Annotated in this window: 21 protein-coding genes; 7 read left to right on the forward strand and 14 right to left on the reverse strand. The window is 69.3% G+C overall.

Annotated elements, in window-relative coordinates:
• Positions 1-55 precede the first annotated feature (55 nt).
• The 4 genes from ABTZ43_RS01855 to ABTZ43_RS01870 all read right to left on the reverse strand — a co-directional run bounded on the left by ABTZ43_RS01855 (position 56) and on the right by ABTZ43_RS01870 (position 3,818).
• Positions 56-550 carry a GNAT family N-acetyltransferase gene (locus ABTZ43_RS01855; protein ID WP_314095794.1) on the reverse strand — a complete coding sequence of 165 codons (495 nt, stop codon included), beginning with the start codon at positions 548-550 and terminating at the stop codon, positions 56-58.
• Between the two features lie 69 nt (positions 551-619).
• Positions 620-2,296 carry a ribonuclease J gene (locus ABTZ43_RS01860; RefSeq protein ID WP_056416885.1) on the reverse strand — a complete coding sequence of 559 codons (1,677 nt, stop codon included), beginning with the start codon at positions 2,294-2,296 and terminating at the stop codon, positions 620-622.
• 68 nt (positions 2,297-2,364) lie between these two features.
• Positions 2,365-3,342, reverse strand: coding sequence for a 4-hydroxy-tetrahydrodipicolinate synthase (dapA, locus tag ABTZ43_RS01865; protein WP_350537642.1), 978 nt, complete (start codon positions 3,340-3,342; stop codon positions 2,365-2,367).
• The gene (locus tag ABTZ43_RS01870; RefSeq protein WP_350537643.1) at positions 3,339-3,818 is read right to left on the reverse strand and encodes an EF-Tu/IF-2/RF-3 family GTPase; all 480 of its coding nucleotides are present in this window, start codon (positions 3,816-3,818) and stop codon (positions 3,339-3,341) included. The genes dapA and ABTZ43_RS01870 overlap by 4 nt, the downstream gene beginning before the upstream one ends.
• Positions 3,819-3,854: 36 nt before the next feature.
• On the opposite strand from ABTZ43_RS01870, the gene ABTZ43_RS01875 reads away from it, so the two are divergent.
• Entirely contained in the window at positions 3,855-4,394 is a 540-nt protein-coding gene (locus tag ABTZ43_RS01875) for an NUDIX domain-containing protein (protein WP_350537644.1), read from the forward strand.
• A gap of 43 nt (positions 4,395-4,437) precedes the next feature.
• On the opposite strand, the gene ABTZ43_RS01880 is transcribed toward ABTZ43_RS01875, so the two are convergent.
• The 3 genes from ABTZ43_RS01880 to ABTZ43_RS01890 are packed head-to-tail and all read right to left on the reverse strand — an operon-like array spanning position 4,438 to position 6,481.
• On the reverse strand, positions 4,438-5,199 hold the full coding sequence (locus tag ABTZ43_RS01880; RefSeq protein ID WP_056416875.1) for an SDR family NAD(P)-dependent oxidoreductase: 762 nt from the start codon (positions 5,197-5,199) through the stop codon (positions 4,438-4,440).
• Positions 5,199-5,675, reverse strand: a complete 477-nt coding sequence (locus tag ABTZ43_RS01885) for a dihydrofolate reductase (RefSeq protein ID WP_350537645.1) — start codon at positions 5,673-5,675, stop codon at positions 5,199-5,201. Before ABTZ43_RS01885 ends, ABTZ43_RS01880 begins: the two co-directional genes overlap by 1 nt.
• Complete coding sequence (locus ABTZ43_RS01890; protein WP_350537646.1) at positions 5,672-6,481, reverse strand: thymidylate synthase; 810 nt, start codon at positions 6,479-6,481, stop codon at positions 5,672-5,674. The genes ABTZ43_RS01885 and ABTZ43_RS01890 overlap by 4 nt, the downstream gene beginning before the upstream one ends.
• A 96-nt stretch (positions 6,482-6,577) precedes the next feature.
• Between ABTZ43_RS01890 and ABTZ43_RS01895 the strand changes: the two genes are divergently transcribed.
• The 3 genes from ABTZ43_RS01895 (at position 6,578) to ABTZ43_RS01905 (ending at position 8,106) form a co-directional block, all read left to right on the forward strand.
• Positions 6,578-6,988 (forward strand): thioredoxin family protein, encoded by a 411-nt coding sequence (locus ABTZ43_RS01895; protein WP_350537647.1) that lies wholly within the window; start codon positions 6,578-6,580, stop codon positions 6,986-6,988.
• A gap of 20 nt (positions 6,989-7,008) precedes the next feature.
• Complete coding sequence (locus ABTZ43_RS01900) at positions 7,009-7,575, forward strand: DUF4395 domain-containing protein (protein ID WP_350537648.1); 567 nt, start codon at positions 7,009-7,011, stop codon at positions 7,573-7,575.
• A gap of 105 nt (positions 7,576-7,680) precedes the next feature.
• Complete coding sequence (locus ABTZ43_RS01905; RefSeq protein WP_056416857.1) at positions 7,681-8,106, forward strand: OsmC family peroxiredoxin; 426 nt, start codon at positions 7,681-7,683, stop codon at positions 8,104-8,106.
• A gap of 6 nt (positions 8,107-8,112) precedes the next feature.
• On the opposite strand, the gene ABTZ43_RS01910 is transcribed toward ABTZ43_RS01905, so the two are convergent.
• From ABTZ43_RS01910 to ABTZ43_RS01930, 5 genes are all read right to left on the reverse strand, one after another.
• The gene (locus ABTZ43_RS01910) at positions 8,113-8,550 is read right to left on the reverse strand and encodes a hypothetical protein (protein WP_262492120.1); all 438 of its coding nucleotides are present in this window, start codon (positions 8,548-8,550) and stop codon (positions 8,113-8,115) included.
• Positions 8,547-9,287 carry a 4-hydroxy-tetrahydrodipicolinate reductase gene (gene dapB / locus ABTZ43_RS01915; RefSeq protein WP_350537649.1) on the reverse strand — a complete coding sequence of 247 codons (741 nt, stop codon included), beginning with the start codon at positions 9,285-9,287 and terminating at the stop codon, positions 8,547-8,549. The genes ABTZ43_RS01910 and dapB overlap by 4 nt, the downstream gene beginning before the upstream one ends.
• Before the next feature lie 58 nt (positions 9,288-9,345).
• The gene (locus ABTZ43_RS01920) at positions 9,346-9,948 is read right to left on the reverse strand and encodes a histidine phosphatase family protein (RefSeq protein WP_056416844.1); all 603 of its coding nucleotides are present in this window, start codon (positions 9,946-9,948) and stop codon (positions 9,346-9,348) included.
• A 78-nt stretch (positions 9,949-10,026) separates the two neighbouring features.
• Entirely contained in the window at positions 10,027-11,055 is a 1,029-nt protein-coding gene (locus tag ABTZ43_RS01925) for an aldo/keto reductase (protein ID WP_056416840.1), read from the reverse strand.
• Positions 11,056-11,265: 210 nt separating this feature from the next.
• Entirely contained in the window at positions 11,266-13,536 is a 2,271-nt protein-coding gene (locus ABTZ43_RS01930; protein WP_056416836.1) for a polyribonucleotide nucleotidyltransferase, read from the reverse strand.
• A 365-nt stretch (positions 13,537-13,901) separates the two neighbouring features.
• Between ABTZ43_RS01930 and ABTZ43_RS01935 the strand changes: the two genes are divergently transcribed.
• Positions 13,902-15,212, forward strand: coding sequence for a UDP-glucose dehydrogenase family protein (locus ABTZ43_RS01935; protein WP_350537650.1), 1,311 nt, complete (start codon positions 13,902-13,904; stop codon positions 15,210-15,212).
• Positions 15,213-15,231: 19 nt separating this feature from the next.
• On the opposite strand, the gene ABTZ43_RS01940 is transcribed toward ABTZ43_RS01935, so the two are convergent.
• Complete coding sequence (locus ABTZ43_RS01940) at positions 15,232-17,157, reverse strand: GDSL-type esterase/lipase family protein (RefSeq protein WP_314096582.1); 1,926 nt, start codon at positions 17,155-17,157, stop codon at positions 15,232-15,234.
• Between the two features lie 154 nt (positions 17,158-17,311).
• Between ABTZ43_RS01940 and ABTZ43_RS01945 the strand changes: the two genes are divergently transcribed.
• Both ABTZ43_RS01945 and ABTZ43_RS01950 read left to right on the forward strand, forming a co-directional pair.
• The gene (locus ABTZ43_RS01945) at positions 17,312-17,944 is read left to right on the forward strand and encodes a DedA family protein (protein WP_350537651.1); all 633 of its coding nucleotides are present in this window, start codon (positions 17,312-17,314) and stop codon (positions 17,942-17,944) included.
• A 10-nt stretch (positions 17,945-17,954) separates the two neighbouring features.
• Positions 17,955-18,131 carry a DUF5302 domain-containing protein gene (locus ABTZ43_RS01950; RefSeq protein ID WP_162247495.1) on the forward strand — a complete coding sequence of 59 codons (177 nt, stop codon included), beginning with the start codon at positions 17,955-17,957 and terminating at the stop codon, positions 18,129-18,131.
• A 60-nt stretch (positions 18,132-18,191) separates the two neighbouring features.
• Here ABTZ43_RS01950 and ABTZ43_RS01955 read toward each other — a convergent pair whose 3' ends face one another.
• Positions 18,192-19,631: a cation:dicarboxylate symporter family transporter gene (locus ABTZ43_RS01955; RefSeq protein ID WP_350537679.1), complete on the reverse strand. Its 1,440-nt coding sequence runs from the start codon at positions 19,629-19,631 to the stop codon at positions 18,192-18,194.
• Positions 19,632-19,684 lie beyond the last annotated feature (53 nt).

Below are 19,684 nucleotides of genomic sequence, written 5' to 3' on the forward strand. Positions count from 1 at the left end.
GACATTCCCCGTAATGACGCGGCATTCCGGACGCTTCCGCGCCCCGGCGGCACGGTCAGGACATCCGATTCACCATCGTGTCGCGCGCGGGTCCCGACTCGGTGACGATGAAGCCCTCGGAGCGGTAGAGCGTCTTCGCGAAGTTGTCGTGCTCCACGCTGAGGCTGATCCGGGGATGCCCCTGGCTGCGGGCGTGGGCCACCAGCCGTCGCAGGAGCGCCCGCCCGACCCCGTGCGCCCGCCATACCGGCCGCACCCCGATGATGAGTTCGGGCACGGCCGTGCCGACGAACCCGAATCCCGGGTCGTCCTGCGCGAGGATCCGGTACCAGGCCGCCCCGATCGGCCCGTCGTCGGAGTCGACAGCCACGAAGCCCGCATCCGCCGGTCGCATCCACCCCGCCACGTAGCGACGGTGCTCGACGGCGGTGAGGATCTCATGCCGCGCGCGGGCTCCGCCCGCGCGCCAGTTCGCCGCCTCGACGACCATGTCGCCGAGGAAGCTCCCGTCCGCCTGTGCGGCGGTGCGGATCGAGAAGGCGTCCGGCATGCCTGGAGGGTACGACGCCCGCGTTACAGCCGCATGACGCGCGGCTGTGAACGGGGTCGCGGTCGAGGATCAGGCCTCGATGACGAGCGGGACGATCATCGGACGGCGACGGAGCTTCTGGTTCACCCAGCGACCGATGGTCCTGCGGATCACCTGCGAGAGCGCATGCGTGTCGCGGACTCCGTTGCCGGAGGCCTCCTTCAGCGCGGCGATGATCTTCGGCGTCACGTCGTCGAACACGGAGTCGTCCTCGGCGATGCCGCGGGCGTGGATCTCGGGCCCGGAGATGATCCGGCCGGTGGCGGCGTCGACGACGACGATGACGGAGACGAACCCCTCCTCGGCGAGGATGCGACGGTCCTTGAGGTCGGCATCGGTGATGGCACCGACGGTCGAGCCGTCGACATAGACGAATCCGAGGTCGAGCTGCCCGACCACGCGCGCGTCGCCGTCCTTCAGGTCGATCACGGTGCCGTTCGACGCGATGATCGTGCGCTCGGCCTCGACGCCCGTGTCCTGCGCGAGCTTGGCGTTAGCGATCAGGTGTCGGTACTCCCCGTGGACGGGGAGGACGTTCTTGGGCTTGAGGATGTTGTAGCAGTAGATGAGCTCGCCGGCGGCGGCGTGACCGGAGACGTGCACCTTGGCGTTCGCCTTGTGCACGACGTTCGCGCCGAGCTTGGTCAGGCCGTCGATCACGCGGTAGACCGCGTTCTCGTTCCCCGGGATCAGGCTGGACGCGAGGATGACCGTGTCACCGGGTCCGGGCTCGATCGCGTGGTCGAGGTTCGCCATGCGGCTGAGCACGGCCATCGGCTCGCCCTGCGACCCCGTGGACATGTACACGATCTTGTCGTCGGGGAGGTCCTTGGCCTTCTTGTAGTCGATCAGCAGCCCGCTGGGCACCTTCAGGTACCCGAGGTCCTCGGCGATCGTCATGTTGCGCAGCATGCTCCGTCCGAGCAGGGCGACGCGACGGCCGTGCGCGTGGGCGGCGTCGAGGACCTGCTGCACACGGTGGACGTGGCTGGAGAAGCTCGCGACGATGACCCGGCGCGGGGCCTTGCCGATGACCTGGTCGAGCACGGGGCCGATCGAGCGCTCCGTGGGGGTGAATCCGGGGACGTCGGCGTTCGTGGAGTCCACGAGGAAGAGATCGACGCCCTCCTCGCCGAGGCGCGCGAAGGCACGCAGGTCGGTGATCCGGCCGTCGAGCGGGAGCTGGTCCATCTTGAAGTCGCCGGTGGCGAGGACGAGGCCGGCGGGGGTGCGGATCGCGACCGCGAGAGCATCCGGGATCGAGTGGTTCACGGCGACGAACTCGAGGTCGAAGGGCCCGACCTTCTCGTTCTGCCCCTCCTTCACCGTCAGCGTGTACGCCTTGATGCGGTGTTCCTTGAGCTTCGCCTCGACGAGGGCGAGGGTGAGGCCCGAGCCGATCACCGGGATGTCGCTCTTGAGGCGCAGCAGGTAGGGCACGGCGCCGATGTGGTCCTCGTGGCCGTGGGTGAGCACGACGCCGACGATGTCGTCGAGGCGGTGCTTGATGGGCTCGAAGTCCGGCAGGATCAGGTCGACGCCCGGCTGGTGCTCCTCGGGGAAGAGCACGCCGCAGTCGACGATCAGGATCTTTCCGTCGAACTCGAAGATCGTCATGTTGCGGCCGATCTCGCCGAGTCCGCCGAGCGGGGTCACTCGGAGGGTTCCCTCGGCGAGGGCAGCGGGTTCTGAGAGCGGAATGGACATGTGGTCTCCTCAGTCGGATGCCCGAGGCATCCGTTCGTTCGTTACGACGCGCCTCGGCGCGTCAGGTGTCAGCGGGTGGTGCCGTGCACTTTCGGCAGGGCGCCGCCCGCGGCCGCGTTGCGGTCGGGGCGGAAGTTGGAGAAGTCGGCACCGGCGAGATCGCTCACGAGGTCGAGCTCGTCCTCGATGAGGGCGGCCTCCCACTCTTCGGGACCGACGAGCGGCAGACGCACGCGGGGGCTCGAGATGCGCCCGAGGCCGTGCAGGATGTACTTCGCCGCGACCGTTCCCGGCACGTGCGTCATGACCGCGCGCACCAGGGGCTCGAGACGCTTGTGCTCGACGGTGGCGGCGGCGAGATCGCCGCGGTTCACCGCATCGATGATGGCGCGGTACGGGGTGGCGGTGATGTTCGCGGTCACGCCGATCAGGCCGGTGGCCCCGATCGAGAGATGCGGGAGCGCATTCGCGTCGTCGCCGGAGAAGTACATCAGATCGGTCTGGTTCAGCACGCGGCTGACTTCGGAGAAGTCGCCCTTCGCATCCTTCACCGCGAGGATGTTCGGGTGCTTCGCGAGGCGCAGGATGGTCTCGTACTTGATCGGCACGCCGGTGCGCCCGGGGATGTCGTAGAGGATGACCGGCAGATCGGTGGCGTCAGCCACGAGCCGGAAATGCGTGAGGATCCCCGCCTGCGTGGGCTTGTTGTAGTACGGGGTGACGATCATGATGCCGTCCGCCCCGGCCTTCTCACTGGCCCGATACAGCTCGATCGCGTGCGCGGTCTCGTTCGATCCACCGCCGGTGATGATCTTCGCGCGACCGGACGAGACGGACTTGCCGACCTCGACGAGCCTGAGCTTCTCGGGGTCGGTGAGCGTGGAGGTCTCCCCCGTCGTCCCCGTCACGACGATGCCGTCGGCACCCGCGGTGATGACGTCGTCGATGTGCTTCTCGACGGCGGGCCAGTCGACTTCGCCGTCGGCCGTCATCGGAGTGACGAGCGCGACGAGGACCTGTCCGAAGGGATTGCCCGAATGCGTCATGCCCCCCAGCGTATCGCTTCGGCTGCTGCTGACGCAGACGGGGCGGGGCGGATGACGTCGCCGCGGGCGACGGCGATCTTCTCGCGGAGCAGAAGACCCGCCAGCTCACCGACCGTGGCCTCTTTGACATGCTTCCGGAACATCTCGATGCCGGTGATGCGCGTCTGCGCCTGCACGACGCCCTCACGGAGCACCTGGATGTCATCGTCCACCCGCAGCACGCCTGATCTCATCGTGCCCGTGGCGACCATTCCGCGCCCTGTGATCGTGAAGACGTCCTCGACCTGGAACTCCGCCCCGGTCGAGTGCACGGACAGCGCGCCGGATGCCGCAGGGCGCGTCCTGTCGTCGACCGTCGGCTCCGGCGCGGCACCGGAGGTCATCGCCGTGAGTCGCGCGGCCTCGGCCTCGTTGTACCGCCGGAGCACCTCGTTCGCGTCCTCGGCGTCTCGCTTTCTTCCGAACAGCCATCCCATACGGACGATCCTACGGAGCCACCTAGGCTCGACACCATGACATGGGTCACACACGAGTCGTCGACGGTCTACGCGAACCGGTGGATCGAGGTGCGGGAGGACCAGGTCACGGGCCCCGCCGGCGACGGGATCTACGGCGTGGTGACGATGCGGCATCCGGCTGTCTTCGTGATCGCGCTCGACGACGAGGATCGGGTCTGCCTCGTCACCCTCGAGCGGTACACGACGGGCGTCTCGATCGAGGTGCCGGCAGGGGGAAGCGACGGCGAGGACCCTCTCGTGGCCGCGAAGCGCGAGCTGCTCGAGGAGACGGGGTTCGTCGCCGCCGACTGGACGCCGCTCGGAACCATGAACGCCCTGAACGGCATCGCGGATGCACCCGAGCACGTGTACCTGGCCCGCAGCCTGACCTCGGCGGACGATTCCACGCGCACGCAGGCGGAGGAGGGCATCGATGCCGTCAGCTGGGTGCCGTTCGCCGAGACGCTGCGCATGATCGCCGACGGACGCATCACCGACGGGGAGACCGTGGCGGCGATCGCCTACGCCGGCATCCACCTGCGCAGATTCCGCTGAGCGGCGTCGGTGCGCCCGAGGGCGATCGCTCCGAGCACCCGGATCAGACGCGACCGCGCCTCGCCACACCTGATGTCACGGAGCTCGGGAGCAGGCTCGCGACTGCCACGATCGCCTTGTAGCGCAGCGACGGGACCGAGACGGCCCTGCCTCGCGCCGCATCGCGGAGACCCGCACGGACCACGTCTCGCGCATCGAGCCACAGGAAGGACGGGACGCCCTCGTGACCGGGGGCGAGTCCCATCCGCTCATGGAACGTCGTGTGCGTGAACCCCGGGCAGACCGCCGTCACGCTGACCTTCTCGGACGCGTATTCGACATTCGCCCAGCGACTGAAGCCGATGAGCCAGCTTTTGCACGCCGAGTACGTGGACCGAGAGATGAAGCCGGCGACGGAGGCGACGTTGATGATGCGTCCTCCGCGGCCGCGCATCGATCCGAGCGCGGCGTGCATGAGGCGCATCGATGCCTCGACATGCACCCGCAGGTGGCGCACCTCGTCGTCGATGTCGTTGTCGGCGAACTGCAGCGGCAGCCCGAAGCCCGCGTTGTTGATCAGCAGGTCCACCGGGTCCGACGCATCGCCGAGACGATCGGCCACGCGCTGCACATCGGCCGTGATCGACAGATCGGCCGCGAGCACCTCCACCGCCACACCGAATTCGCCGCGCAGTTCCGCAGCGACGTCCTCGAGAGCCTCGGTCGTCCGCGCGACGAGGATCAGATCCGCCCGTCGACGAGCCAGCTCGCGGGCGAACTCGGCGCCGAGTCCGGCGCTCGCGCCCGTGATGAGTGCGGTGGGCATCAGCGCTCGTATCCGAGGAAGCGGTAGCGGATGCCGGAGCGCGAGGTCTCCCATTCCGACTCGTCGACCAGCCGCCAGCCGGTCTTGTCGGGCGCGTAAGCGTCGCCGGTGACGTCGAGATCGAGCTCCGTGACCTCAAGGCGGTCCGCATCGGCGATCACCAGGCGGAAGATCTCCGCCCCGCCGATGATCCAGACCCTCTCGTGTCCGCGCACCGCATCGGTCACGGTGGCGGCACGTGTCGCACCCTCCGCGGACCAGTCCTGCTGCCTCGTGACCACGATGTTGTCGCGACCGGGAAGAGGACGGAATCGCGGGGGCAGAGAGTCCCAGGTCTTGCGCCCCATGATGACGGGCGCGCCGAGGGTCGTCTCCTTGAAGTGGGCGAGGTCCTCGGGGACGTTCCAGGGCATGCCGCCTTCGGCGCCGATGACCCCTCCCCTGGCTTCCGCCCAGATGAGGCCGACCCAGGTCATACCGCGACCGCCGCGCGGATCGGGGCGTGGTGCTGGTAGTCCTCGACGACGAAGTCCTCGTACCGGTAGTCGAACACGGACTCCGGGGTGCGGGCGAAGCGCAGCGTCGGGTACGGATACGGCTCCCGGCTCAGCTGCTCGCGCACCTGCTCGACGTGGTTGTCGTAGATGTGGCAGTCGCCACCGGTCCAGACGAAGTCGCCGGGCTCGAGCCCCACCTGCTGCGCGACCATGAGGGTGAGCAGCGCGTAGGAGGCGATGTTGAACGGCACTCCCAGGAAGAGATCGGCGCTGCGCTGGTAGAGCTGGCAGGAGAGCCTGCCGTCGGCGACGTAGAACTGGAAGAGGGCGTGGCAGGGCGCGAGGGCCATGTCGGGGATGTCGGCGGGGTTCCACGCCGACACGATGAGGCGACGAGAGTCGGGCGACTGACGGATCTGCTCGATCACCTCGGCGAGCTGATCGATGCTCCGGCCGTCCGGAGTCGGCCACGAGCGCCACTGCACGCCGTACACCGGACCGAGGTCGCCGGTCTCGTCGGCCCATTCATCCCAGATCGTGACCCCGTTTTCCTGCAGCCACCTGACATTCGACTCGCCGCGGAGGAACCAGAGCAGCTCGTAGGCGATCGATTTGAAGTGCACGCGCTTCGTCGTGATCAGGGGGAAGCCCTGGGAGAGATCGAAGCGGATCTGCCGGCCGAAGACGCTGGTGGTCCCCGTGCCGGTGCGATCCGACTTGTGCGTGCCGGACTCCAGCACGTCGCGGAGCAGGTCTTCATACGGCGTCGGGACGGCTGCGCTCATGTCTGCCAGACTACCCGCCCTCGGGGCGCGGATGCCCGATCGTCACGAGCCGACACAACCGCCCTCGGCCCGTCATCGGCCCCGTATCCTCGATCCATGTCGCCCGCACTCGCCCTCGCCGCGGCCGTGGCTCTGCTCGCGCTCGCCACCGCCGTCGGTATCGTGCTGCGCGTCCGCGACGGCCGCCGGCGAGCGGGCGGTCGACTGCGTTTCGACCCCGCAGATGCGGGCGTCGGCGCTCTGGGCTCTCATGCGACCCTGGTGCAGTTCAGCACCGAGATGTGCACCCGCTGCCCGCAGGTGCGACGGATGCTCTCGTCGTACGTCGCCGAGCACGACGGCGTGCACCATGTCGAGGTCGATCTCACCCATCGCCCCGACCTGGCGTCCCGCTATCGGGTGCTCCAGACCCCCACCACCTTCGTCGTCGACGCCTCGGGCGCCGTCGTAGCCCGCTTCCACGGCGTGCCGCAGCGCCACGCCCTGACCGACGCCCTCGCCGCCTGACGAGAGATCCTGGAGCAGAGATGACCAGCACCCCCGGTATCGACCCGCGCGGGCCGCGTTTCGCGGCCACGATCACGACAGTGCTTCTGCTGGTGGCCACCTTCCTCGGTCTGATCGGGATCTCGACAGCCCGGACGTTCGGCTGGTTCGCATACCAGCCGCTCGCGACGGCGGAATTCGGATCCGGCACCTGGGCGGTCGCCTCGGCATCGCTCGCCCAGCGGGCAGTCGACCCGGGCTTTCTCCTCGCCGTCGTGATCGCGTTCCTGTTCCTCTGGGGCGTCGCATGGCCATCGACCGCACCCTGGGGCGTCGTCTTCCGGCGGTTCGTGCGCCCTCGGCTCTCGCCTCCGACCGAGCTCGAGGACCCGCGTCCGCCGCGCTTCGCACAGGGCGTCGGGCTCTTCGTCGTCACCGTCGGACTCGTCCTGCATCTGGTCGGCGTGCCGTGGGCGCTTCCGATCGCGACCGCCGCGGCCTTCGTCGCCGCGTTCCTGAACGCCGCCTTCTCGGTCTGCCTCGGCTGCCAGCTGTACCTGCTCCTGCAGAGCGCAGGACTCGTCGCGCGCGGCTCCACCGCGACCTGAGGATCACGCGCCGGCCGCCCGACGGCTGTTCCCCCGCCTCGCCCCGCTCGGTAGGCTGACCGGACACGCGTCCGCACATCCCGCGGCGCGAGAATCGGAGAGATCATGCCCGTCACCAGCGAAGCCGCCACCACCTGGACCGGATCCCTCGCGGAGGGCTCGGGCACCGTGTCGTTCTCCTCGTCGAAGCTCGGCACCTTCCCCATCAACTGGAAGGCGCGCAGCGAAGGCAGCGACACGACCACCACTCCGGAGGAGCTGATCGCCGCCGCTCACGCCTCGTGCTTCAGCATGGCGCTGTCTCACGCGCTCTCCGAGAACGGCACTCCGCCCGAGCGCGTCGACACCAGCGCCTCGGTCACCTTCAAGCCGGGCGTCGGGATCTCCGGCAGCCACCTCAACGTCAACGCCGTCGTACCGGGGCTGAGCGCCGAGGACTTCCAGCGGATCGCCGCCGACGCCAAGGTCGGCTGCCCGGTCTCCCAGGCTCTCGCGGGCATCGAGATCACGCTCGAGGCCACGCTGGCCTGAGTCGCCTCAGCCTCGGGCCGCGCGGATCGCCGCGCGGATGCTCGCACGGGCGTCCTTGCGGCGCCCTGCGGCGTCCTGCACCACCCCGAGCCGATACCGTGCTCGCCAGTCGCTCGGGGCAGCGTCGGCCTCGGCTGCATACCGCGCGATCAGCGGGTCGGCATCCGCGCGAGCGATACGCCCACTGGGGGTGAGCTCCGACTCCGCCTCCGGCATGCCGCCCTCGGAATCGAGTTCACGGCCCAGACGGTCCGCCGCGAATCCGAACTGCATCTCCCGCACCAGCGCCCAGGCACCGATCGGCGCGAGCACGATCAATGCGACTCCCATACCGATCGACACCGCGGTGCCGACGGCGAAGAACATCACCGCGAGCCAGATCGCGACCGCGAGGTAGACCAGCAGCGCCGCGGCCATGAGGGCGACGCCGATCCTCGACATCATGAGCGGATGCCGATGTCGATCATGCTCTCCAGCCCGACGTGCACGCCGGTGGCCTGCGCGGCGAACGGCACCGCGAGGCGGATGCCGGGCGCGTAGGCGAGAGCGGGCTCGACGGTGTCGTGGGTGAAGGTGAGCGACTCCCCGGGTCCCGCGAGCACGACCTCCTGCTTCGCGATCACCCCTGGACGGCGCAGGGAATGGATGGGCACACTGCCCACCTGCTGACCGCGGGCACGCTGGTCGGCGTGAGGCGCGCTCACCGGCCCCTGCTCCGCCCTGGCGGCGGCGATCAGCTCGGCCGTCCGCACGGCGGTGCCGCTCGGGGAATCGACCTTCGCCTCATGGTGCGCCTCGACGATCTCCGCGGACCCGAAGAACGGTGCGGCCGCGGCGGCGAGGGCGGACCCCAGCACGGATCCGAGGGAGAAGTTCGGGATGAACACGGCACCGGTACCCGCGTCCTCGACGAGCGGACGCACCAGTGCGAGCCGCTGGGTCGACCAGCCGGAGGTCGCCACGAGCACGTTGATGCGGCGCTCGACCGCCGCGCGCACGACGTCGATGCTCACCTGGGGCGTGGTGGCGTCGATCACGAGTCCGGCGCCGTCCAGCTCGGCGAGATCGCTGCGCGATGTGAGCACGCGGCCCACCTCGAAGCCGTCGAGGTCGTCGATCACCGCGCGGATGATCGAGCCGAGCTTGCCGGTGCCGCCGACGAGTGCTACCTGGATGGTCATGCGCCCAGTCTATTTCGCTGCGGCTCCCTGCCCCGGCGGCGGGCCGAGGGCGGGAGGATCAGACCGGCATCGTGTCGGGGATGCCGGTGCGGAGCTCGACCGGAAGATGGCCGGTGTCGTTGTGCGTGAGCAGCGTCCACGGTCTGCCCTGCTTCTGCGCGATGACCGTGAGTCCGCAGTGCGCCTGGTTGAGGGTCATCCACCGCCACTCCGGAGCTCCGAGCACCTCGCGCACGAACCAGGAGATGACGAAGTTGTGGGTGATGAGGACCTCGTGGACGTCTCCCGGCTTGCGCACCAGGAACTCGTTGACGGCGTCGAACATCTGCGCCCGCCCGGCCTCGAGCTCGGCGTCGGTGACGGCCCCGAAGAACGGCTCGTACGCCGCGGGAGTCTCGTCGGTCATGCCGGTGGGCACGCAGTCGAACAAGAGCGCCGTCGGTGCGGGGTCGACCGACGGCAGGCGAGCGGCGATCGCCCTGGCCGTCTCGTTCGCCCGCAGCAGGGGCGAGTGCCAGACGGCGTCGAGCGGAAGGCCCGAGAGGCGGTCGGCGATCAGCTCGGCCTGGCGCTGACCACGGGGCGACAGGGGTCCGTCGGCGAGGCCGTGCTCGGCGTCCTGATGTTCGCCATGTCTGACCAGATATATGTAATGCGTCACAACTCGCTCGCTTCATCGACAGCGTTTGTCGGTTCCACCCCACCCTATGCCAGGTCTATGACAGCGTCGTGACGCCGCTCAGTTGCCGGCGCGAGTGAGCTCTGCGACCTGTGCGCGCGACAGCGTCACACCGGCGCCCTGCATCAGCTCGTCGACGTGCTCGGCGGCGAAGGCGTTCACGATCGGCGCAGCGACCGTGCGCTGGGCGAGCAGCCACGCGATCGACACGGCGGCGACGGGCACCTCGAGTTCGGTGGCGACCTGATCGAGGGCGCGGAGGATCTTGGTGCCGCGGCGGTTCAGATGTCCGCGCAGCTGCTCTCCGCGCACGCCCTTCGAGGCCAGCGCCTTGCTGCGGTGCCGCCCCGACAGGAATCCGTGCTCCAGCGCATGCGACGGGGTCACGGCGAGACTCTGCGCTCCCGCGACGAGTCGCAGATCCCCCTCGAACGGCTGACGCCTGACCAGGTTGTACGGAGAGTCGATGACCTCGATGCGCGGGTATCCGGCCGAGGCGAGGATCCGCGCCTCGACGAGGCGTTCGGGTGCGAAGCCGAAGGCTCCGAGCGCGCCGATCTTCCCGGCGTCGACCATCCATTCGACGGTCGCCAGCGTGTCTTCGAGGTTCGTCGTCCTGTCGAGAGTCGCGTCGAGGTAGAGCACGTCGATCCGCTCGACTCCGAGTCGGGTGAGCGATCCTTCGACGGCGCGAACGAGGTTGACGGATCCGAGACCCGGATTGTCGGCGTGCGCACCGATGCGCACGCTCACGACGGAGCGTTCCCGCTGACCGCGGGACTGCAGCCACTGGCCGATGATGTGCTCGCTGCGTCCGCCGGAGAAGCCGTCGGCGGTGTGGATCGCATTCCCCCCGAACTCGACGTAGCGATCGAGGATCCCGTGACTGGTCTCCAGGTCGACGTTCCAGCCGAACTCCGCGGCGCCGAGCATGAGCGGGAAGGTCTCGAAACCCGTCTCTCCGAGCGGGACGCGGATGCCCTCCCCTATTCCGGGTCCGACGATCGGGATGGGTGCCGACGGATGCTCCGCCACGCCCTCCTGCGCACGGTCGTTCGAGGCTCCTGCGCCTACGCCGAACAACCGCATATCCTCACCCCGCTTCGGCCGTGGACCACGGCCCGCATCACTGCCCGAATACACCCCCCGGTGCGTACTTCGAGAGTAGGCGAGTTCCGCGAACTCGCCGACCAATCCGGGGAACGGCGAGCGAACTTCCCATAACGGTTTGGTCACGTCGGGGACGACGAAGCCCGGGCGTCCTGACGGACGACCGGGCTCCGTGCGAAGCGCTGGGGATTACTCCGCAGCGGACTCCTCTGCCGCAGCATCCGCAGGAGCCTCGTCGATGACGGGCTCGAGCGACAGCTTGCCGCGGTCGTCGATCTTCGTGATCTTCACGAGGATCTTCTGTCCGACGGAGAGGACGTCGTCGACGTTCTCGACGCGCTTGCCACCGGCGAGCTTGCGCACCTCGGTGACGTGCAGCAGACCGTCCTTGCCCGGAAGCAGCGAGACGAACGCACCGAACGTCGCGATCTTCACGACGGTTCCGAGGAACTGCTCACCCACCTCGGGGTTGGTCGGGTTCGCGATCGCGTTGACCTGGGCGCGCGCGGCCTCGGCCGACGGTCCGTCGGTCGCGCCGATGTAGACGGTGCCGTCCTCCTCGATGGAGATCTGCGCGCCGGTCTCGTCCTGGATCGCGTTGATCGTCTTGCCCTTCGGGCCGATCAGCTCACCGATCTTGTCGACCGGGATCTGCACGCTGATGACGCGAGGCGCGGTGGGCGCCATCTCGTCGGGCGCATCGATCGCGGCGTTCAGGACGTTGAGGATCGTCAGACGGGCATCGCGGGCCTGCGTGAGCGCACCGGCGAGGACCGAGGTCGGGATGCCGTCGAGCTTCGTGTCGAGCTGGATGGCGGTGATGAACTCACCCGTACCCGCGACCTTGAAGTCCATGTCGCCCAGAGCGTCTTCCGCACCGAGGATGTCGGTCAGCGCCGCGTAGCGGGTCTCACCGTCGACCTCATCGGAGACGAGGCCCATGGCGATGCCGGCGACAGGTGCGCGCAGCGGCACACCGGCGTTCAGCAGCGACAGGGTCGACGCGCAGACCGAGCCCATCGACGTCGAGCCGTTGGAGCTCAGCGCCTCGGACACCTGACGGATCGCGTACGGGAACTCCTCGCGGCTCGGCAGGACCGGCACGAGCGCGCGCTCGGCGAGGAAGCCGTGCCCGATCTCGCGACGCTTCGGCGAACCGACCCGGCCGGTCTCACCGGTCGAGTAGGGCGGGAAGTTGTAGTGGTGCATGTAGCGCTTGCTCGTGGTGGGCGACAGCGAGTCGATCTGCTGCTCCATCTTGAGCATGTTCAGTGTGGTGACGCCCAGGATCTGGGTCTCACCGCGCTGGAAGATCGCCGATCCGTGCACGCGCGGGATGACCTGCACCTCGGCGTCGAGCGGACGGATGTCGGCGAGGCCACGGCCGTCGATGCGAGCGCCCTCGGTGAGGATGCGACCGCGGACGATCTTCTTCGTCACGGACTTGTACGCCGCGGAGAACTCCAGCGGGGCGCCGGCCGGGAGCGAACCCGACTCGGTGGCCTCGATGAGCTCTGCCCGGACGCGGTCCTTGATCGCGTCGTCCGCAGCCTGACGGTCGGACTTGTCGGCGATCTGGTAGACGCCGACGAGCTCGTCGTAGGAGCGGCCGGCGACGAAGTCGTAGACCTCCTGGCTGTACGCCGGGAAGACCGGGTACACGCCCGGCTCCTTCGACGAGGTCGCTGCGAGCTCGGCCTGAGCCTTGACGAGCTGAGCGATGAAGGGCTTCGACGCCTCGAGGCCCTGCGCGACGATGGTCTCGTCGGGCTTGGTGGCGCCGGCCTTGATCAGGTTCCAGCTGCCCTCGGTGGCCTCGGCCTCGACCATCATGATCGCGACGTCTTCAGAGCCGTCGGACTTGGTGACGACGCGACCGGCGACGATGAGGTCGAACACGGCCTCTGCGACCTGCTCGGCATTCGGGAACGCGACCCACTGGTCGGCGTGCTCGCCGTGGCCGGGGACGAACGCGAGACGCACACCGGCGACGGGACCCGAGAAGGGCAGACCCGAGATCTGCGTCGACGCGGAGGCCGCGTTGATCGCGAGAGCGTCGTAGTACTCGCCGGGGGCGATCGACATCACCGTGATGACGACCTGAACCTCGTTGCGCAGGCCGTCGACGAACGACGGACGCAGCGGACGGTCGATCAGACGGCAGACGAGGATCGCCTCGGTGGAGGGGCGGCCCTCACGACGGAAGAACGAGCCGGGGATCTTGCCGGCGGCGTAGGAGCGCTCCTCGACGTCGACCGTCAGCGGGAAGAAGTCGAAGCCCTCGCGCGGGTGCTTGCCTGCGCTGGTGGCCGAGAGGAGCATGGTCTCGCCGTCGAGGTACGCGGCGACTGCGCCCTGAGCCTGCTGCGCGAGGCGGCCGGTCTCGAAGCGGATGGTGCGGGTGCCGAAGCGGCCGTTGTCGAGAACGGCCTCGGTGGCGGTGATTTCAGGACCTTCCAAGAGGTCTCTCCTTCTTTGTTTAGGCTCGCGTACCCGTATGGCGCGCGAGCGTATTCATGAAGGAGCGGATGCGGCAGGATATGGGCGCGCGGGCATTCCCGCGAATGTCACCTGCGCTGGCCACCAGTAGAAAGCCACCCGACGCGACCCGCCGAGGAACCCACCACAGGGGACCAGCTCTCCGCCGATCGCTCCATGAGTCGATATGAAGTTATGCGGTCGACACGCGTCGACCGCCTCCAGCCTATCAGCGGCGGCCCGAAAAGCCCCGTGGGCTCGGCGCCCGGCTGTTCCGACATGCACCGTCCATGCGGCGTTCATCCCTCGGACGCCCTCGCGTGAGGAGCATCCGGTCTCGTGGGCACATGCGCATGTCAGTGATCGGATGCGGGTACCTCGGTGCCGTGCACGCCGCAGCGATGGCCTCGATCGGACACGATGTCGTCGGTATCGACGTCGACGAGCACAAGGTCGCGGTGCTCTCGGACGGCACGGCGCCGTTCTTCGAACCACGGCTCGAGGAGCTGCTGCGCGAGGGCCTCTCGTCTGGGCGCCTGCGGTTCAGCAGCGATATGGCGGAGGCGAGCGGATCCGACGTGCACTTCCTCGCCGTGGGCACCCCGCAGGTCGCGGGCGGGCACGCGGCCGATCTGCGCTTCGTCGACGCGGCCGTGGAGTCGCTGCTCCCCCATCTCCGCCGTGGCGATGTCGTCGCCGGCAAGTCCACGGTGCCGGTCGGCACCGCGGAACGACTGGCCGCGCGTGTCGACGAGACGGGCGCGACACTGGTGTGGAACCCCGAGTTCCTTCGCGAGGGCTGGGCCGTGCACGACACGCTCACACCCGATCGACTCGTCGTCGGCGTACCAGACGGAGCCGAGGGCGTCAGGGCCGCGACGCTGCTGCGGGAAGCGTACGCCTCCGCCGTGACCGCGGGCAGCCCGTTCCTGGTCACCGATCTCGCGACCGCCGAGCTCGTCAAGGGCGCCGCGAACGCCTTCCTCGCCACCAAGATCTCGTTCATCAACGCGATGGCCGAGATCGCCGAGGCCGCGGGCGCCGACGTCGCACTGCTCGCGGATGCGCTGGGCCACGACACCCGCATCGGCAGACGCTACCTCGGGTCGGGGATCGGCTTCGGCGGCGGGTGCCTGCCCAAGGACATCCGTGCCTTCACGGCACGCGCCGAGGAGCTGGGACGCGGAGAGGCCGTGGGGTTCCTCCGCGAGGTCGACGCGATCAACCTGCGTCGTCGCGACAGGGCGGTGCAGATGGTCGTCGACGCACTGGGCGGGCTCGTGTTCGGTCGACGGGTCGCGGTGCTCGGCGCGGCGTTCAAGCCCTTCAGCGACGACATCCGCGACTCCCCCGCGCTCGACGTCGCTGTGCGGCTGCGAGGGCTGGGCGCCGACGTCGTGGTGACGGATCCGGCGGCGCTCGCCAACGCGGCGGCCGCGCACCCTCAGCTCGGATACGCCGCCGAACGCGACGACGCGCTGCGTGACGCGGACGCCGTCGTGATCGTCACGGAATGGGACGAGTACCGCCGGGACCTCACCCCCGAGCATGCGGGATCGCTCGTCGCCGGGCGCGTGATCATCGACGGCAGGAACTGCCTCGACGCCGATCTCTGGCGCGCGGCCGGCTGGTCGTATCACGGCATGGGTCGCCGCTGACTCGCGGCCGCGCCGACGATCAGCCGACGCTGACCCCGCGCGGCGCTCGCGAGCGCCCGAGGTAGACGTAGTCGTCGTGTTTCGCGACCCGGCCGTCTCCGGCCGCACGGCCGTGCAGGCGTCGCCACACCCAGGGCAGCGCGTGGCGACGCCACCACAGCCCGGCACTGATCGCCTCGTCCTCGTGGAGCGACGCGTCGAGCGCACCGAGCGCATCGGCGTGCGGGACGCCGAGCACCTCCCCCACCCGGTACGCGAGGAAGCGATGACCGCGGCTGCTGAGATGCACGAGGTCCTCACCCCAGTGGGGACGCTCGGGCAGCGTCGGATGCAGATCGGTATCGATCAGGATCGCGCCGGTGCGTGCCGCGATACCGGCCAGTGCGGTGGCGAACGACGCGAAGCGCGCGGCGTAGACCGCTGCCGCACGGCGGTCGGGGAGAAAGGGCGTGACCAGGACCACGTCTGCGCCGATGCCGCGGAGGCGGGCCACGGCGCTCTCGAGCTCTGCGGCGAGCGCGGGCACGTCGACACGGGGTTTCACGAGGTCGTTGGCCCCGATCAGCACCGACACGAGGTCGGGACGGAGCTCGATCGCCCGCGGCAGCTGGATCTCGCAGACATCGCGCACGCGCTTCGAGCGGATGGCGAGGTTGGCATAGTGCAGTCCTCCCCTGGACGCGAGCAGCAGCGCCAGCCGGTCCGCCCATCCCCGCAGGGTTCCCTCGGGTCCGGGGTCGCACAGCCCCTCGGTGAGCGAGTCCCCCAGCGCGACGTACCGCTGCCAGCGACGGGCGACGATCGGCCGAGACGGCTCGGGTCTGGTCCTGCGGCGAGCACGCGCTCCCGCGTCGACGGCCTGCAGTGCGGTCGCCTCGTCGAAGTGCCCCAGCAGCTGGTCGCAGACGCTGGCCCAGCTGCGTCCCTGCACGGCCTGATGCCCGGCGGCCCCGAACGCTCTGCGCTTTCGGACGTCGCCGGCGAGATCGGCGACGCGCATGCGCAGATCGTCGAGATCTCCGGGGCGGTAGAGCCATCCGTCGATCCCCATCCGCACGAGGTCGAGCGGCCCGCCGCGTCCGGTGGCGACGACAGGCACTCCGCTGGCGTGCGCCTCCTGGAGCGTCTGACCGAAGGTCTCGCTCTCGCCGGGGTGCACGAACACGTCGAAGGAGGCCAGCGCGGCGGCGAGCGCATCCCCCTCGAGATGCCCGAGGAACACCGCGCCCGGCATCAGCGCTTCCAGTCGGGGTCGGGTCGGCCCGTCCCCCACGATCACGAGGCGCGCCCCGGGGATGTCCTGCAGCACCGCGAGGTCTTCCACCTGCTTCTCCGGAGCGAGTCGGCCGACGTAGCCGATCACCGTCTCGGCACCCCATTCGGCACGCAGCTGCACACTCCGGCGCATCGGCTGGAAGCGCTCCGCATCGACTCCCCTGCCCCATCGCCTGACCCGATCGACTCCGAGGTCGGCGAGTCGGAGAGCGGCGTCCTCCGAGGGCGCGAGCGTGAGGGTCGCGCGCCGGTGCAGGCGCGCGATGTGGGTGTGGGCGAGCCCCGTGGTCGCCGGGACCCGGTATCTCGCCGCGTACGCCGCGACATCGGTCTGATAGGCCGCCACCGAGGGCACGTCCAGACGCTCTGCGGCGAGCGCACCGCGCCATCCCAGCGCAAACGGCGAGGCGAGGTGCACGACGTCGGGCTCGAACCGTCGGAGGGAGGCCGCCACGCGATGCGCAGGCGAGGTCCCCACCCTGACGTTGCGGTAGCCGGGGAGCGCCAGGCTCGGGATGGCTTCGACGGCCGCACCGGAGATCTCGGTCGGCAGGCCGACGGCATCCGGTGCGAGCACGTGCGCCTCATGGCCCGTGCGCTCGAGGTGCCGGAGGATCTGCAGCACGGATCCGGTGACACCGTTCATGTGCGGAAGGAAGGACTCGGTCACGATCGCGACTCTCACCCGCCCAGGATGCCCGGTGTCGGCCGCGGCTGAGGCGCGAACGGGCTGCTGCCACCAGAAGTTCACCGGATGCTGGAGCGCCGGTCACCGGTTATCCCGACGTTGGTTGCCGTTCACCTCCGGCGCGCACTGTGGAGGGGTGCCGCTCGATCTGCTCACCGGCCCCTGGGCCCTCCCCGTCATGAGCCTCCTCGTGCTCGGCGACGCCTTCCTGGTGGTCGTGCCCGGGGAGATCGCCGTGACCGTCCTCGGCGCGATCGCCTCGTCGTCGGGGTCACCCTCGCTGTGGGCGGTCATCGGGTGCGCGGGAGCGGCAGCGGCCCTGGGAGACATCGCCTGCTACCTCATCGGACGCACCGTGGGTCTCGAGCGCTGGGCGTGGATGCGCCGCCCTCGCATCCGGGCGGCGCTGGACTGGGCCGGGCTCCGGCTCGACAGCGGCACGGCGAGCGTGCTCTTCACGGCGCGTTTCGTCCCCTTCGCGCGGTTGGCGATCAACCTCGTCGCCGGTGCCTCGCGCATCCATCCCGGCCGGTATCTCGCCCTCGTGACGACGGCCGCTCTCGGCTGGGCCGCGTACCAGGCGTCGGTCGGCGCGGTGGTGGCCGCGGTGATCCCCGGGGGTCCGGCGGTGGCCGTCGTCGTCTCTGTCGCCGTGGCTCTCGGTCTCGGTGCGGTGATCGACCTCGCGGTGCGACGGGGACGACGCGGACGACGCGGACGACGCGGATCGTCGGACTCCGCTCGGCCGCCGCGCAGCGACGTGGCCTAGGCTTGCGGGCATGAGCACCGAAGAAGGCGCCTCCTCCACCGAGGACATGAAGCGCAAGTTCAAGGAAGCGCTCGAGAAGAAGAACGCGCACCACCGTCAGGGCGAGTCGCACCTGGATGGCGACTCCGCCGTCCACGGCGCAGCGGCCCCGCAGACGCGGCGCGAGTTCCGACGCAAGAGCGGTTGACCGCACGGATGCGGGAGCCGACGAATCGCCGACTCCCGCATCCCTCTCCTCGACTCGGGTTCAGCCGCGCACCTCGCGGGCCCGTGCACGTGCCTGCTTGGCCGCCATCTCGTCGAGGGCGGACTCCTTGAGCCCCTGCACGTCGACGGCCTTCTCCTCGTCGACCATGCCGTGCTCGTCGACGCCGTCGAGCTGCGACTCCTCGAACGGGATCCGGCCGCTCAGCACCTGCGTCACGCGGTCACGGTCGATCTGACGCGTCCACGTGCCGATGAGCAGGGTGGCGACCGCGTTGCCGGTGAAGTTGGTGAGCGCACGCCCCTCCGACATGAAGCGGTCGATGCCGACGATGACGCCGACGCCGTCGACCAGGTCGGGGCGGTAGGCCTGCAGGCCGCCGGCGAGGGTCGCGAGCCCTGCACCGGTGACCCCGGCGGCGCCCTTGCTGGCGATGATCATGAACACGAGCAGACCGATCTGCTCACCGATCGTCATCGGCTGGCCCATGCCGGTGGCGATGAACAGCGAGGCCATCGTCAGGTAGATCGCGGTGCCGTCGAGGTTGAACGAGTATCCGGTCGGCACGGTGATGCCGACGACCGGCTTCGAGACGCCGATGTGCTCCATCTTCGCGATCAGTCGGGGCAGTGCGGACTCCGACGACGACGTGCCGACGATCAGGAGGTACTCCCTGGCGAGGTACTTCACGAGGCTGAAGATGTTGACGCGGGTGACCGCGTAGAGCAGCGTCCCCAGCACGACGACGATGAACAGGATGCAGGTGATGTAGAACGCGATCATGAGCACGCCCAGGCTCCAGATCGCGGCCACGCCGGTCTTGCCGACGACCGCGGCGATCGCGCCGAAGGCACCGAGCGGCGCGAGCCAGAGGATCATCCCGAGGATGCGGAACACCAGCTTCTGCAGGTTCTTCACCGCATCCATGATCGGGGCACCCTTCTCCCCGAGTCCCTGCAGGGCGAAGCCGACCAGGAGGGCGATGAACAGCACCTGGAGGACGCTCTCACCGGTGAACGCGGAGAAGAACGTGGTGGGGATGATGCCGAGGACGAACTCGGTCGTGGTCTTCGCCTCGGTGTCGGTCGCGTCGTAGCTCGAATTGGCCATGTCGAGGCCGGATCCGGGGTGGATGATGTTGCCGACGACGAGGCCGATCGCGAGGGCGAACGTCGACATGACCATGAAGTACAGCAGCGCCAGCCCGCCGATCTTGCCGACGGTGGCGGCCTTGGCGATCGATCCGACGCCCACCACGATCGTGCAGAAGATGATCGGGGCGATCATCATCTTGATGAGCGACACGAACCCCTTGCCGATCGGCTCCAGGCTCTGACCGACCTGCGGCCAGAGCAGACCCACCGCCGCGCCGAGGACGACCGCGATGATCACCGACACGTACAGCCAGGTGTGCCTGTCCCAGGCCTGCTTGCCGCGGCGAGAATTGAAACCGGGAAGGGAGAACCCCGTCGTGATGGCCATGTTTTCCTCCTTGATCATGAACGTCGTCGTCTCATGACCGACGGCGTCGTCGC

The sequence above is a fragment of the Microbacterium sp. NPDC097977 genome, from assembly GCF_040302605.1.
Classification (GTDB): Bacteria; Actinomycetota; Actinomycetes; order Actinomycetales; family Microbacteriaceae; genus Microbacterium.